We start from the raw sequence: 14,029 nt of genomic DNA, 5'->3' as shown, positions 1-14,029 counted from the left end.
AATCGAATAGATTTTCGGAAAGGATCATGCGGAAAATCAAGGCGCTACAGCGTCCTTCGCGCGTCCGAAAGGATGCGCGGCGCTGTAGTGTGGCCGTCTGGCCGCCGTATTTGTCAGTAACTACTGGCTTGGTTTGGGGGAACCGCCATGTTCGAAAGCCTGATCGGCCTGGTCGCGATCATCGCGCTATTCGTCATTATCTCGCGCCAGCAGAGCCGCATCGGCCTGATCGAGCGCGAACTTGGTGCGCTGCGCAGCCTCGTGCTTTCGGGCGCGCATGTGGCCCCGCCGCAGGCCAAGCCGGTAGAACCGGCCGCAAACGACAGCAAGCCAGCAGACGCGGCAGTTGGGGCCACGACCGATATTGTCCCGTCATCGGCGGGCGAGGCTGAGGAAAAGCCGTCCACTGAGGTTGAGGCCGCGAAGATTGCATCCGGACCGTGGGCTGCGGGCGAAGCGGCGCCGGCTGGATCTGCACCAGCGCAACCGGCCGCCGTGACGGCGAAAGCGACGCAAAAACCCGACATCGAAACGGCGCTCGGCACCCGATGGGCGGTCTGGGTCGGCGGCATCGCGCTGGCGCTGGGCGGCCTGTTCCTGATCCGCTACACCATCGAGGCCGGCATTTTCGGTCCCGGCGTGCGGCTGAGCATGGCAGCAATGCTCGGGCTGGTGCTGGTCGCCGTTGGCGAGTTCATCCGCCGCACCGGCTTCAGGGTGCCGGTGCAGGGCGTCGCCGGCGCCTATATTCCGGCGATCCTGACGGCAGCCGGTGCTTTCATCCTGTTCGGCACGGTTTATGCCGCGCATGGCGTTTACGGCTTCATCGGGCCGGGGCTCGCCTTCACGCTGCTCGGCGCCATCGGTGTGGCGACCATCGCGGCCGCCCTCGTCCACGGCCAGGCGCTGGCCGGCATCGGCCTGCTCGGCGCGGTGGTGACGCCGATGCTGGTCGCCTCGCAGGCGCCGAATCCTTGGGCGCTGTTCGGCTATTTGGCGATCGTGCTCGCCGCCACCGGCGTCATCGCCCGCCTGCGCGACTGGAAATTGCTGATGGCGGCAGCGTTCGTCGGCACCGGCCTCTGGACCATTCTTTACATGACTGATTCGCCGGGCACGAACCTGCCTGTCATCCTCTTCATCAATGCGGTGACCCTGGCCGTGCTCGCCTTCGTCTGGCTCGGCCGTCGCGGTGGCGAAGCAGAGCCCGCCAGGGGCTTCGACTGGCCGTCAATCGCACCTGGCTTCTTCGTCGGCCTTTCGGCGATGGCGCTGTTCGTCGACCCGGCATTCGCTGCCGGCGATGCTCTGCCGGGAGCAGCCCTTATCGCAGCCCTGGTCGCGATAGCGCTCTACCGGCCGCTGGCGCTGGCGCTTCTGCACGCCGCGGGGCTGGCGACGGTTCTGGTCTATCTCGGCATCATTCCGCCAGCCTCCGTCGCTTCAGACTTTTCAGGTGGCGTTCTCGACGTCGAAGGTCTGCCGGCTGCAGTTGCCGATACGCTGATGCTTAGGATCGGTATCTTTCTTGGACTTATGTTTATCGGCGCCGGATTCTGGGCTGCGCGCAAATCTGCCGCATCGGCTCACATCCGAGCCGCCTCATGGGCGGCATGGGGCATTGTCGCACCGCTGGTCATTCTGTTGGCGCTCTGGTTCACTTTCGGCAATCTCGACCGCGATCTTGTCTACGCGGCGTTTGCAGCTCTTCTGGTCGTGGTCTTCGCCACCGGCGGCGAGTGGATCGCGCGCGGTGAAGAGCCGCCGCTACGGGGCGGTGCTGCCGTCTCGTTGGCGCTTGGTGGGGCAGCAGTCGCCGCCTTGCTGATGATCTACATGGCTTTCGGGTCCGGCTGGACCACCATCCTGCTGGGTGCCGCGGCCATCGTGCCGGCGCTGTTCACCCGCTGGCGCGCCTATCCGGTGCTCGGCTGGATTTCGGTCGGTGCGGTCATCGCCGTACTCGGCCGCGTCGCCTTCGATCCGACAATCGTCGGCGCCGAATTCCTGTCGACGACGCCGGTATTCAACTGGCTGCTGCCGGGCTACGGCGTGCCGGCGCTTGCCTTCGGCTTTGCCGCCTGGCAGCTTGCCCGCACCACAAATGGCCGGCCACGCCTAGCCATGGAAGCGGGCGCAGCACTGTTTGCGCTGCTCACGGTTGCCATATTGGTGCGCCACGCCATGCATGGCGGCGTCATCGACACGGGTGCTGCGACACTCGCCGAACAGGCGATCTACACGCTGATCGCCATCGGCGCCGGCGCGATCCTGGTCGCCATCGACATGCGCTCGCCAAGCTCGGTGCTGCGCTATGGTTCGCTTGCCGCGGGTGTTGTCTCGGTCGCCTTCATCGTCATCCAGCATTTCGTGGCGCTGAACCCGCTGTTTACGGACGAATCGATCGGCGAGATCCCAGTGTTCAACCTTTTGTTTCTCGCCTATCTCTTGCCGGCCGTGGCTGCTGGGGGGCTCGCGCTCTATGCCAGAGACGTCAGGCCGAAATGGTATGCCGCGATGCTGGCGCTGGTGGCGGCACTGCTCGCTTTCGTCTATGCGACGCTGTCGGTGAGGCGGCTGTTCAAGGGCGAGTTCATCGGCCTGTGGAGCGGCCTTGGCCAGCTTGAAACCTACACCTATTCCGCGCTGTGGCTGATCATTGGTGTGGCGCTGCTTACCGCCGGCGTCTGGCTCAAGTCGCAGGTGCTGCGCATCGCGTCGGCCGCGCTGATCTCGGTCGCCGTGTTGAAGGTCTTCCTCTTCGACATGTCGGAATTGGAAGGCGTGCTGAGGGCGCTGTCCTTCATCGGCCTCGGCGCGGTGCTGATCGGCATCGGCCTGTTCTATCAGCGGCTGCTGACAAGAGCGGCGAGGGAAAAGCTTCAGACGAGCAATAGGTAACAGTTTTCAATTTAACCGGGAATAAATCGCCCGCCGGCCGCGTTATCTTGTTGCTTGGGTGACCAGGGCGGCGGACCGCTTCGCGCTGGCCGCTTGCGCCGCGCCACGAAGGCGCGTTCAATCGGATGAACAAGGCACCTCAGAACCAGCGGTCATGGACGAAAAGAAGGCAGCAATCCTGGGCGAAATACCGCGCCTGCGCCGATATGCGCGCTCGCTGCTGCGCGACCGCGATTCCGCCGACGATCTCGTTCAGGACTGTCTCGAACGGGCGCTTGTGCGGCTCGACAATTGGCAGACTGGAGAAAGCCCCAGGAGGTGGCTGTTTACGATCATGCATCATTTGTTCATCGATCAGATGCGCAAGGTGAACCGGCGCGGCGAAGCCGCGATGCTGCCGCTGGAAGCGAGCGAGGCGCAGGCAGCACCAGCCGAGCAGGTGGAGAGCATCGCCTCACGCGAGATTATCGACGCGTTGCAGGCGATCAGCCCCGATCGGCGCGCAGCACTGGTCATGGTAGCCATCGAAGGCTTTTCCTATGCCGAGGCCGCCAACATCCTCGGCGTGCCGGCCGGCACGCTGATGTCGCGAATCGCGCGCGGGCGTGATGAGTTGCGTGGGCTGCTGGATGACGCCGCGCGTCGCCGGGCGATAAGGATCGTCGAGAAATGACCCGGCGGCGCGATTTTTCCGAACGCGACATCCATATGGCCCTCGATGGCGAGTTGCCGGTTGACGAGCGCGTGGCGTACGACGTCTGGCTCGACGCCAATCCCGAAATGAAGGCGAGGAGCGCCCGCTATGTCGCCGACCGCGCAGCACTTCGTGCCGCCTTCGCCGGCGTGCTCGACGAGCCGGTGCCGGCGCGGCTGCAGAAGATCGTGTTCGGCGAGGCACCGGTCAAGACGGCGGCATTGAGCTCGCGCTGGTGGCTGGCGGCTGCCGCAGCGGCGATGCTGGCCATTGGCGGTGTTGGCGGTTATTTCGCCGGCATCGACCATCTCGGTCTGGAAGACCCCTCCGAGGACCAGCTCGCCGAGCAGGCGATCGCAGCCCATGTCATTTATGCCGCCGAGCAGCGGCATGCGGTGGAAGTGCCCGCCAGCGACAAGGATCATCTGCAGACCTGGCTGTCCAATAGGGTCGGCCTGAAGCTGGTCGCACCGGATCTGGCGGCGGAAGGGTTCCAACTCGTCGGCGGCCGGCTGCTGCCTGCTGGCGAGAGCAAGGCTGCGATGCTGCTTTATGAGGACGACAAGGGCGAGCGCATCTCGCTGTTCGTCACGGCTGAATCGGCCGAGAAAGCCAAGGGCACCTACGGGTCGGAAGAGAACGGCCCCGAGGCCGTTTACTGGCTGGATAAGGGCTATGGCTGCGCCGTCGTCGGCTCGCTGCCGCGCGCGCAGCTGACTGCGGTGGCGAAGAGCGCCTACAGCCAGCTTCTGGCCGGGCTGGCCAGCTGACGACCCAATTTTTCAAAGCTTGCGTCTACAGCGCCGCGCGTCCTTTGGGCGCGCAAAGGACCACTGTAGCACTTTAATTTTGTGCATGATCCTTGCGAAAATCGATTTCGATTTTTGGCGTCATGCGCCCGCCGAAACTGTCACAATTCGGCCCGAATCGAAGTGCGATAGCGCTTGACGGATGCTGGCGCTTCGGCTGTGTTGTCGGCACTTCTGACCAGGGTCTTTTCCACAACCCAATCGAGGTTTTCCGAGCCCGCATGCCTGCCGAGATTCGCAAGGCCCGCGCGTCCGACGTCGATGACCTCGCCGTCATCGAGAAGGCTGTTTTCTCGAGCGACCGCATATCCCGCCGCTCCTTTCGCCAGCTGATCGAACGCGAAAGTGCCGAGCTGCTGGTTGCCGAAAGCGACGGCCGCGTCGCCGGCTATGCGGTCGTGCTGTTTCGCAAAGGCAGCGGCGTCGCGCGGCTCTATTCCATCGCCATCGGTCCCTTTTTCGGCGGGCTCGGCATTGGCCGCATGCTGCTGGCATCGGCGGAGGAGACCGCCTTCGAACACAACCGCATGATGCTGCGCCTCGAGGTGCGCGAGGACAACAGCCGAGCCATTCGCATCTACGAGCAGAGCGGCTACCGCAAGATCGGCCGCGAACCGGGCTATTACGAGGACGGCGCCACGGCGCTGCGCTACGAAAAGACTTTGCGCGGCGACATTCCGGTCGCCACCAAGGTGCCGTTCTACCAGCAGACCTGCGAATTCACCTGCGGCCCGTGCTGCCTGATGATGGCAATGGCCAATTTCGAGCCCGGCTTCGTGCCCGACCCGGTCATGGAAATCCGTTTGTGGCGCGAGGCGACCACCGTTTTCATGATGTCGGGGCCTGGCGGCTGTGAGCCGTTCGGCCTCGCCGTTGCCGGTCACGAAAGCGGGCTCTCTGCCGAGATATATGTCTCCTTCCATGGCGCGCTGTTCCTGCAGTCGGTGCGCAGCCAGGACAAGCGCCGGGTGATGGAACTGGCGCAGGTCGACTTTCGCCGGCGCGCGGAACTTTACGGCATCCCGGTGAATTACCGTCCATTCGCCATAGACGATATCCGCACCGCGATCGCCGAGGGGAAACTTGTTTTGGTCCTGATCAGCGGCTTCCTGATGTTCGGCAAGAAGGTTCCGCACTGGGTGCTGGCCATCGGCGACGACGGCGACCATATCCTGATCCACGATCCCTGGGTCGAAGACGAGAGACAGGAGACCATTCTTGATGCCGCCAATATTCCCGTGCCTTACGGCATCTTTATGAACATGGCGCAGTTCGGCCGCGACGGATTGCGTGCCGCCATTACCCTCGGAAAGCGCGACAGACAATGACCTGGGTCATCCTTACCGGCCGGCAGAACGATCTCGATCAGGTGGCGACACCGCACAAGATCATCACCAATCGCGACTACCTTGCCCATCCGGCGCTGTTTCGCGGCCAGCGGCCGAAGGTCATCAACCTGTCGAACAATTACGGCTATCAAAGCCGCGGCTACTACGCCTCGCTGCTCGCCGGCTCGCGCGGACACAAGGTCATCCCGACGGTCGAGACGATGATCGACCTGTCCGAGCGCAAGCTCTACGATCACGCGCTGCCGGAGCTGGAACTCGCGCTCAACAAGTGCCGCAAGGATCTGGGCGGCGCCTTTCCGCAAAAAGTCTGCATCTTCTTCGGCATCGGCCCGTCGAGGATATGGGATCGCTTTGCCAAGCTTTTGTTCGATTGGTTTCGCGCGCCGGCACTGGAAGTCCACATCACGGACAGCTCCGAATGGGCGTCGATCCGCAAGATCGGCTTCCATCCGCTGGCCAGGATGACCGAGGAGGAAGAAAAGCGCTTCCTTCAGTGCCTCGAGACCTACACCAACCGCGAGTGGCGTGACACCAAAGGCCGCACGCCGGCGCGCTACACCTTCGCCACGCTGGTCGATCCGCACGAGGAGTTGCCGCCATCGGAGATCTCGTCGCTGCGCTACTGGGCCAAGATCGCCGAAAAGATGGGCGTCGAAATCGAGCCGATCACCAAAAAGGATTTGGCCAAACTCGCCAACTACGACGCGCTGTTCATCCGCGAGACCACTTCGATCTCCAACCACACTTATCGCTTCGCGCGCCGCGCCCAGCAGGAAGGCATGCCTGTCATCGATGATCCTCTGTCGATGATCCGCTGTACCAACAAGGTCTACCTTAACGAGCTGATGACCTACAACAAGGTTCCGGTGCCACCGACGGTGATGATCGCCGGCACCTCGGATCTCGAAGTCGCGGCGCAGACGCTGGGCTTTCCGCTGGTGCTGAAGATCCCGGACTCGTCGTTTTCACGCGGCGTCAAGAAATGCGCCACCTTCGAGGAGCTGAAGACGCTAGCCACCGAATGGCTGGAGGATTCCGATCTCTTGATCGCGCAGAAATTCATTCCGACCGAATATGACTGGCGCGTTGGCGTGCTCGGCGGCCAGCCTCTGTTTGCGGTGCACTATCTGATGGCCAAAAAGCACTGGCAGATCGTCAACCATAAGGCCAACGGCAAGCCCGACCAGGGCGGCATCAAGACCTTTACCTTGAAAGAGGCGCCGGCCCATGTCATCGAGACGGCGGTGAGCGCCGCGCGCTGTATCGGCGATGGCCTCTACGGGGTGGACCTCAAGGAGACCAAGGACGGTGTTTTCGTCATCGAGGTCAATGACAATCCCAACCTCGACCATGGCTGGGAGGATTCCGGCGAAAAAGATGAGGTCTGGGTGCGGCTGACGCAGTGGTTCCTGGAGCGGCTCGACCGGCCGGGGCGATAATCATCCGAGTGGGGGACAGAGATGCTGTTTTTTGTGACCGAGGATTTTCGCGGCTGTGATCGCAAGGAGATCTACCGTCGCTTCCGCGACCAGGGTCGCCTGAAGCCGGACGCGCTTCTTGTGCACCACAGCTGGATCGCGGCGGATATGAGCCGCTGCTTCCTGCTGGTAGAGGCCGATGACGTCACGCTCCTGCAACAGTGGGTCGTCGAATGGGCGGATCTGGTCGAATTCGAGATCGTTCCTGTGGCGACGAACAAGGACATGGTAGAGGCATTGCGCGGACACCTTTGACTGGCTCGTCTGGCCTGTCGCACTCAGCCGGATTGCCTGATCGCGGCGCGCGACTTCGGCAGGGGATTGATGTCCGCCGCCTTCGACGGTGCGCCGATCAAATAGCCCTGGGCCTCGACGCAGCCTTCCCTGCTCAGGAACTCCAGCTGAGCTTCGGTTTCGACGCCCTCGGCGGTGACGGTGATCCCAAGTTGGGCACCGAGGCCGATGACCGTCCGCACGATCGCGGCCGTGTCGCGCTTGTCGATGTCGCGAATAAAGGAGCGGTCGATCTTGATCTTGTCGACCGGGAAGCGGCGGAGATAGCTGAGCGACGAATAACCGATGCCGAAATCGTCCAGCGCGATACGGATGCCGAGGTCGCGCAACTGGCTGAGCGTCTTGAGCACGGTATCGCCCTCATCCATCAGCACTGTTTCGGTGATTTCCAGTTCAAGCCGATCGGCCGGCACGCCGGAATATGCCAGCGCGGAGATCACGCTGCGGGCAAAGGTGCCGCTTTTGATCTGCACAGCCGAGACATTGACCGCGATACGCAGCCCATGCGGCCAGCCCGCCGCAACTGTGCAGGCGTTCCTCAGCGCCCATTCTCCCAGCGGCACGATCAGCCCAATCTCTTCGGCGACCGGGATGAAGTCGTCTGGCGGCACCAAGCCGCGTGCCGGCGAGTGCCACCGCATCAGGGCTTCGGCGCCGACGATTTCGCTGGAAGCGATGTTCATGATGGGTTGGAAGTCGAGCTCGAATTCCTGCCGCCGCAGCGCTGCCTCCAGATCGGTTTCGAGTGCGCGTCGTGCCCGCACCATCGCATCCATGCCTGGCTCGAAGAAGCGATAGACGTTGCGTCCTTCGCTTTTCGCCCTGTAGAGGGCCATGTCGGCGTTTTTCAGCAGCGTGTCGGCATCCCTGCCGTCATTGGGGAAAAGGGCGATGCCAAGGCTGATGCCGATATGCATGTCGCGGCTTTTGTCGCGAAACGGCCTTCCGATGATGTCGACAATGCGTCTTGCCAGTTTTTCCGCGTCGCCGGCACCTTTGGTATTGGACTGGATGATGACGAACTCATCGCCGCCGAAACGAGCGACTACGTCCGTTTCGTTGCGTAGGGAACGTTGCAGCCGCTCGGCCACGCATTTCAGCAGCCAGTCGCCGGCCGGATGCCCCCAGGTGTCGTTGACGGCCTTGAAGCGATCGAGGTCGAGCGAGAATATCGCCAGGTCCGTGGCCTCATCCAAGGCCTGATCGAGCCGCTCGCGGAACATTGAGCGATTGGGCAGGTTGGTCAGCGTGTCGTGATGCGCAAGGTGGGTCAGGCGCTCTTCGACGCGGCGGCGCTCGGTAACGTCGTCGAAGGTTGCGACCCATCCGCCGCCACTCATCGGCCGTCGCACGACCAAAAGGGTTCTGCCATCGGCAAGATGGCGGTAGGTCGACCGCATTTCTCCGGCTTGAAGGCAGGCCGCGGTTTTCGAGATTTCGCTGTCGATGTCGATCTCTGCATAGAGACCCAGGCGGACGAGTTGCTCGAGTACGTCGCGGTGGCCCATGCCAAGCGGAATGTCGGCCGGCGACACGTGGTAGAGTTCCAGGAAACGTTCGTTGCGCACGATCAGCCTGCCGTCCGAGCCATACATCAAAAGGCCTTGCGACATGTTGGCGAGTGCTGCGTCGAAACGGCGGTGCTGCTCCTTCAGTTCCTGTTCGGCACGCCGTTGCTCGGTGATGTCCTCATAGATCGACACCCAGCCCCCTGAAGCAAGCGGCCGGTGCGAGATGTTAACTATGCGCCCATCCGACAGCGTTTCCTCATAGGTCGAAGGTTTCGCCTGGTCGATATAGGGCTTGCGGATGGCATAAAGTTCTTCGGCGCTGTGCGAGGCGACGCCGATGTCGACGCTGTGCTGGAGAATGTCGAAAAACCGGATGCCGGGCCGCACGATCTCGGCGTTGAGGCAGAAGATGCTGATATAATTGCCGTTGCAGATGATCATGTGCTCGTCGGCATCGAACATGGCCAAGCCATGCGACATGTTCTCGACGGCGGCCGAAAAACGATCATTCTGTTTGCGCAGTTCGTTTTCTATCCGTCGCGGCAGGCCTATGCCTTCGGCCCTCCCTCCGCGGACGGGCGAACCAGCCTTGGCATGAGTGACGGACATGAGGCGCGCCTGCAGACCGTGATCGAACACGGTACTGTTGTCCTTTCCGGTTAATTTACCGTTTTTTCAGTCGGCCGGCTGCACCGTTTGGCGCCGCGATTTCTCGATCGCCGCATACCGTTCGAGGAACGCGTTTTGCGCCCAGGTCACCGAACGCGGTGTGAAATCGAAGCGGTCGGCATTGAAGCCGCGCGGCCGGCCGAAGAATTCGGTCGCCTCGGCGGTCGAAAAGCCGGCAAGCAGCGTCGCCTCGAAATAGGCGGCGATCTGGTCGGCGCGCTTGATCTCCTTGCGCAGGCCCGCGCTAGGTTCGACCTGCAGCGAAAAGCGCAGATGGATGGCGCGCTGCAGCCTCAGCTCGCACTCCTTGTAGCTGCCGCCCATCACCGATTTGAACGGTGAGATCATGTCGCCGATGACATATTCCGGCGCGTCGTGCAGCAAAGCCGCCAGCCGCGCGTCGGCCGGGGCGTCTGGCACCAGCTCGCCGAAAAGCGCCTCGACCAGCAGCGAATGCTGGGCGACGGAAAAGGCGTGGTCGCCGCTGGTCTGGCCATTCCAGCGGGCGACGCGGGCAAGCCCATGGGCGATGTCCGAAATCTCGATGTCGAGCGGCGAGGGGTCGAGCAGATCGAGCCGCCGGCCCGACAGCATGCGCTGCCAAGCGCGCGGCGGCGCGCCGGCACGGTCGGCCGCCATCAGGTCTCCTCCGCGCCGGCAGGTTGCTGCGGGAAGGTGAACTTCGCCCAGGCAGGGATGGCGAGCGACACAGGGACGTCTTCCGCCATGATCGGCTGGCCGGCGTCGAGCGCTGCCTTGACGCGGTCGATACGGGCTATGGCGAGGCCTGCCGTGCCGGCGGCAGTGCCAAGCGTGCCGACCGGTCGCCCGGAAACTGTCAGTTCGGCGCCAGGAGCGGGCAGGGGCCGTTCGGCCGAAACGATCAGCACCCGCCGTCTGGCGGTGCCGCGATGCTGCATGCGCGAGACCACCTCCTGGCCGACATAGCAGCCCTTCCTGAAGCCGACGCCGCCGGTCTCGTCGAGCAGCACATCATGGGGGAAGGCGTCGCCGAGCGGATAGTCGCAGCCGCTTTCGGCAATCCCATGGGCGATGCGCAGAGCCTGCCATGCGGCCGGGTCGCCGCCCTCACCCGTGCCGCCATAATAGCGCGTCACGGACGCGTCGCGAAACCGTGCATCGGCAACCGGCGTTGAATCAGATTGCGAAGTGGTTGAATCACTTCCCCACGCGACGGTGACAAGCCCCTGATCTAACTTGGCGATCTCGACCTTGGCGCGCAATTTGTAGAGCATCAGCCGGCGCATGAAGTCGTCTGATATATCGGCTCGGCATTCTAGGCGGAAGGAATTCTCGCCAGCGCGGGAGATCAGGAAGTCGAACAGGATCTTGCCTTGCGGCGTCAGCAAGGCGCCAGGTTTTGCTTCGCCCGCAGCCAGTGCGTCGAGGTCGGTGGTCAGAATGTTCTGCAAAAAAATCTCTGCATCCGGGCCTGACACGGAAATGAGGGCGCGGTCTTTCAACTGGGCAAAGGGCATGGGCGGAAAAAGAACCTGATCTTGCAAAACAGTCGGCCATTACGTAAGCCGCTGACACTCCCCCCGCAAGAGACCGGATCAGCATGGCCACGACCTACAACCTCATCCTGACAGGCGGCACGGTGGTCAACCACGATGGCGAGGGCCGGCGCGACATCGGCATCAACGGCGGGCGCATCGCCGCCATCGGCGATCTCGGCCAGGCATCAGCCGGCGAGACGGTCGACTGTCGTGGCCTGCACATCCTGCCCGGCGTCGTCGACAGCCAGGTGCATTTCCGCGAGCCAGGGCTGGAGCACAAGGAAGATTTGGAGACAGGCTCGCGGGCAGCGGTGCTGGGCGGCGTCACCGCCGTCTTCGAGATGCCCAACACCAACCCGCTGACCACCAGCGAAGCAGCCCTTGCCGACAAGGTTCGGCGCGCCACCGGCCGCATGCATTGCGACTTTGCCTTCTGGGTCGGCGGCACCCGCGACAATGCCGGGGATGCCGGCGAACTGGAGCGGCTACCCGGTGCTGCCGGCATAAAAGTATTCATGGGCTCGTCCACCGGCGACCTTTTGGTCGAGGACGATGAGGGCGTCGCCTCGATTCTGAGGAATACGCGCCGTCGGGCCGCCTTTCATTCCGAGGACGAGTTCCGGTTGCGCGAGCGGCTGAGTGAGCGCATCGAGGGTGATCCGTCCTCGCATCCGGTGTGGCGCGACGAGATCGCCGCCTTGCGCTGCACCGAGCGCCTGGTGCGCATCGCGCGCCAGGTTCGCGCCCGGATTCACGTGCTGCACATCTCGACCGCAGAGGAGATCGCCTTCCTCGAACAGCACAAGGACGTCGCGACCTGCGAGGCGACGCCACATCACTTGACGCTGAGCCTGGACGATTATGCGCGGCTTGGCACGCTGATCCAGATGAACCCGCCGGTGCGGGTGGTGCGCCACCGCGACGGCATCTGGCACGGCATTGCGCAAGGCATTGTCGATGTGCTGGGTTCCGACCATGCCCCGCACACGCTGGCCGAGAAGGCAAAACCCTATCCGGCCTCGCCGTCCGGCATGACCGGCGTGCAGACGCTGGTGCCGATCATGCTGGATCACGTCAATGCCGGCCGGCTGACGTTGCAACGTTTCGTCGACCTGTCCAGCCACGGCCCGCAGCGTATCTTCGGCATGGCCAGGAAAGGCCGCATCGCCGCCGGCTACGACGCCGATTTCACCATCGTCGATCTGAAGCGCCGCGAAACCATCACCAATGCGCAGGCCGGCTCCAAGGCCGGTTGGACGCCGTATGACGGCAGAGAAGTAACCGGGTGGCCGGTCGGAACAGTCGTTCGCGGCCGCCGCGTGATGTGGGAGGGCGAGATCGTCACGCCAGGGCAGGGCAAGGCTGTGGAGTTTTCCGAGGCGCTGCCGGTCTAGAGCGGCGGACTTTCAAATCGATCGGACCGCCGGTCTATCTCTTTCTTTGAGCATCGGCTTTCCCAAAGCGGGGACCACTCCGATGCTCTAAGCGGGCTTGAGGGTGGGAAAGGGCAATGCCGCTCAATCCCCGGCGACGAAGAATGTCCACTGTCCGTCCGGCGTGATGCCGACGCGGTAGAAGATGTAGGCGCCGAACTGCTTCATGCTGTCATAGTCGCCGGCGGTGACGATCTTGAACAGCTCGACCCGTTGCCTGGCGTCGAGCTTGTCCAGCGGCAGCGCGAAGAAATATGGCCAGACATAGAGCTCCTGCGGCGTGCCGGCATCGACATGGACATAGCCGGCACTGATCACCTCTTCCAGGATGGCGAGGATCTCCTGGCCTTCCGTGTCGCCCGAAAGACCTTTCAGGAAGGTGATCGGGTCGCCTTCGATCTCGCTCAGCGACAATTGGGTCATCGTATCGCCCTGGCCGATCAGCGGCCGGAGCTTTTCGATGTCGCCGCTCTTGCACGCCTCGAGGATCAAATCGTGCATGCGCTTGACCGGCTCCGGCAGCTTGCCGAGATCGTAGACGACCTCGGGCAAAGGTTCATCCGGATCGGCTTGCGGATTGGCCATGCCACCATCGTCTTTTGGCCCCTCCGGTTCGACCTGTTCCCGCTCGTCGGGGGGCCTCGGCTGGTTGGTCGCAGGCGGTGTCGTGCCGAGCGGATCGGGCATCGGCACGGCGGTTCCGGGCTGCGACATGTCGTCATCGGCGGGCGGCGTGACTGGCGAGGGCAGGTCCTCGCGCTTGATTTCACTCAGCGCATAAGCAGGGCTGCTTGCGAGGCAAAAAGCCAGAGGGACCGCGGCGCAAAAAGCGACGAGCCGGATGCTGAGAGCCAAGCCACGCGGCTGGCCTGACGTCGAAAAATTCACCGCCTGCCTCTCCATGATTCCGTCCAGATGCCCAGGCCCGCCCAGGTGCCCCGGCCCTTACAGGTGCCCGGGGCATGACCGCCCAAGCGGCACGTCGTCGTCAAAGAGCCTGATGCCGCTTCAGTGCCGCAGCCGTCCTGGTTCGAAGGCCCCGGCTATCACCTTTTCACGCATGCGGTCGAGCAGGGCAAGGGCCGAGGTCTCGCCATTGGCGCGCAGCATTTCACCGAACGCCGTTTCAAGGGCCGCCTCAGCGATGATTTCCGGCTCGATTCCAGCCGAAAGCCCTTCCGCCCAGGCCTCGCTGTGGCTTTCCACGGCGGTCAGGCGCTTTTCTTCCCTGACCAGCGCGTCGATGTCGTTGACGGCATGTTCCATTGCGATGTCCACCCTTTTTCAAGCGGCGATCCGGCAGATGCGGATCAGGCTTGGGCTGTCCCTTTTACACGCAGGTTAAGTAAGTACTTGTAAATACGACATTTC

The 14,029-nt window shown here is 63.2% G+C and carries 12 protein-coding genes; 7 read left to right on the top strand and 5 right to left on the bottom strand.

Features of this window, described 5'->3' with window-relative positions; genetic code table 11:
• Nucleotides 1-147 precede the first annotated feature (147 nt).
• The 6 genes from ACWTU8_RS26795 to ACWTU8_RS26770 all read left to right on the top strand — a co-directional run bounded on the left by ACWTU8_RS26795 (nucleotide 148) and on the right by ACWTU8_RS26770 (nucleotide 7,486).
• Nucleotides 148-2,901, top strand: coding sequence for a DUF2339 domain-containing protein (locus ACWTU8_RS26795; protein ID WP_455850509.1), 2,754 nt, complete (start codon nucleotides 148-150; stop codon nucleotides 2,899-2,901).
• A gap of 154 nt (nucleotides 2,902-3,055) precedes the next feature.
• The gene (locus ACWTU8_RS26790) at nucleotides 3,056-3,574 is read left to right on the top strand and encodes a sigma-70 family RNA polymerase sigma factor (RefSeq protein WP_135936357.1); all 519 of its coding nucleotides are present in this window, start codon (nucleotides 3,056-3,058) and stop codon (nucleotides 3,572-3,574) included.
• A complete protein-coding gene (locus ACWTU8_RS26785; RefSeq protein WP_455850508.1) occupies nucleotides 3,571-4,365 on the top strand; it encodes an anti-sigma factor family protein in 795 nt (264 codons plus the stop codon). Before ACWTU8_RS26790 ends, ACWTU8_RS26785 begins: the two co-directional genes overlap by 4 nt.
• A 260-nt stretch (nucleotides 4,366-4,625) precedes the next feature.
• Nucleotides 4,626-5,732, top strand: coding sequence for a peptidase C39 family protein (locus ACWTU8_RS26780; RefSeq protein WP_029354463.1), 1,107 nt, complete (start codon nucleotides 4,626-4,628; stop codon nucleotides 5,730-5,732).
• Nucleotides 5,729-7,192: a RimK family protein gene (locus ACWTU8_RS26775; protein WP_455850507.1), complete on the top strand. Its 1,464-nt coding sequence runs from the start codon at nucleotides 5,729-5,731 to the stop codon at nucleotides 7,190-7,192. The genes ACWTU8_RS26780 and ACWTU8_RS26775 overlap by 4 nt, the downstream gene beginning before the upstream one ends.
• A gap of 21 nt (nucleotides 7,193-7,213) precedes the next feature.
• On the top strand, nucleotides 7,214-7,486 hold the full coding sequence (locus tag ACWTU8_RS26770; RefSeq protein ID WP_455850506.1) for a DUF3303 domain-containing protein: 273 nt from the start codon (nucleotides 7,214-7,216) through the stop codon (nucleotides 7,484-7,486).
• 23 nt (nucleotides 7,487-7,509) lie between these two features.
• Here the strand turns inward: ACWTU8_RS26770 and ACWTU8_RS26765 are convergent, their stop codons facing one another.
• The 3 genes from ACWTU8_RS26765 to ygfZ all read right to left on the bottom strand — a co-directional run bounded on the left by ACWTU8_RS26765 (nucleotide 7,510) and on the right by ygfZ (nucleotide 11,204).
• Nucleotides 7,510-9,645 carry a putative bifunctional diguanylate cyclase/phosphodiesterase gene (locus ACWTU8_RS26765; RefSeq protein WP_455850505.1) on the bottom strand — a complete coding sequence of 712 codons (2,136 nt, stop codon included), beginning with the start codon at nucleotides 9,643-9,645 and terminating at the stop codon, nucleotides 7,510-7,512.
• Nucleotides 9,646-9,711: 66 nt separating this feature from the next.
• On the bottom strand, nucleotides 9,712-10,344 hold the full coding sequence (locus ACWTU8_RS26760; RefSeq protein ID WP_455850504.1) for a hydrolase: 633 nt from the start codon (nucleotides 10,342-10,344) through the stop codon (nucleotides 9,712-9,714).
• A complete protein-coding gene (gene ygfZ / locus ACWTU8_RS26755) occupies nucleotides 10,344-11,204 on the bottom strand; it encodes a CAF17-like 4Fe-4S cluster assembly/insertion protein YgfZ (RefSeq protein WP_455850503.1) in 861 nt (286 codons plus the stop codon). The genes ACWTU8_RS26760 and ygfZ overlap by 1 nt, the downstream gene beginning before the upstream one ends.
• Before the next feature lie 83 nt (nucleotides 11,205-11,287).
• On the opposite strand from ygfZ, the gene ACWTU8_RS26750 reads away from it, so the two are divergent.
• On the top strand, nucleotides 11,288-12,619 hold the full coding sequence (locus ACWTU8_RS26750; protein WP_455850502.1) for a dihydroorotase: 1,332 nt from the start codon (nucleotides 11,288-11,290) through the stop codon (nucleotides 12,617-12,619).
• Nucleotides 12,620-12,742: 123 nt separating this feature from the next.
• Here the strand turns inward: ACWTU8_RS26750 and ACWTU8_RS26745 are convergent, their stop codons facing one another.
• Nucleotides 12,743-13,546 carry a hypothetical protein gene (locus ACWTU8_RS26745; protein WP_455850501.1) on the bottom strand — a complete coding sequence of 268 codons (804 nt, stop codon included), beginning with the start codon at nucleotides 13,544-13,546 and terminating at the stop codon, nucleotides 12,743-12,745.
• Between the two features lie 120 nt (nucleotides 13,547-13,666).
• On the bottom strand, nucleotides 13,667-13,924 hold the full coding sequence (locus ACWTU8_RS26740) for a hypothetical protein (RefSeq protein ID WP_029354447.1): 258 nt from the start codon (nucleotides 13,922-13,924) through the stop codon (nucleotides 13,667-13,669).
• Between the last annotated feature and the right edge of the window lie 105 nt (nucleotides 13,925-14,029).

This window comes from Mesorhizobium sp. BHbdii (genome assembly GCF_053848045.1).
The sequence above is the reverse complement of the archived record's forward strand: the minus strand, read 5'-3'. Positions and strand labels throughout refer to the sequence as shown.

What these genes read in the sequence shown, in the direction of transcription:
- ACWTU8_RS26750 (WP_455850502.1), top strand. Translation starts at nt 11,288, where the DNA reads ATGGCCACGACCTACAACCTCATCCTGACAGGCGGCACGGTGGTCAAC.
- ACWTU8_RS26785 (WP_455850508.1), top strand. Translation starts at nt 3,571, where the DNA reads ATGACCCGGCGGCGCGATTTTTCCGAACGCGACATCCATATGGCCCTC.
- ACWTU8_RS26790 (WP_135936357.1), top strand. Translation starts at nt 3,056, where the DNA reads ATGGACGAAAAGAAGGCAGCAATCCTGGGCGAAATACCGCGCCTGCGC.
- ACWTU8_RS26740 (WP_029354447.1), bottom strand. Translation starts at nt 13,924, where the DNA reads ATGGAACATGCCGTCAACGACATCGACGCGCTGGTCAGGGAAGAAAAG.
- ACWTU8_RS26780 (WP_029354463.1), top strand. Translation starts at nt 4,626, where the DNA reads ATGCCTGCCGAGATTCGCAAGGCCCGCGCGTCCGACGTCGATGACCTC.
- ACWTU8_RS26775 (WP_455850507.1), top strand. Translation starts at nt 5,729, where the DNA reads ATGACCTGGGTCATCCTTACCGGCCGGCAGAACGATCTCGATCAGGTG.
- ACWTU8_RS26760 (WP_455850504.1), bottom strand. Translation starts at nt 10,344, where the DNA reads ATGGCGGCCGACCGTGCCGGCGCGCCGCCGCGCGCTTGGCAGCGCATG.
- ACWTU8_RS26795 (WP_455850509.1), top strand. Translation starts at nt 148, where the DNA reads ATGTTCGAAAGCCTGATCGGCCTGGTCGCGATCATCGCGCTATTCGTC.
- ACWTU8_RS26770 (WP_455850506.1), top strand. Translation starts at nt 7,214, where the DNA reads ATGCTGTTTTTTGTGACCGAGGATTTTCGCGGCTGTGATCGCAAGGAG.
- ACWTU8_RS26765 (WP_455850505.1), bottom strand. Translation starts at nt 9,645, where the DNA reads ATGTCCGTCACTCATGCCAAGGCTGGTTCGCCCGTCCGCGGAGGGAGG.
- ygfZ (WP_455850503.1), bottom strand. Translation starts at nt 11,204, where the DNA reads ATGCCCTTTGCCCAGTTGAAAGACCGCGCCCTCATTTCCGTGTCAGGC.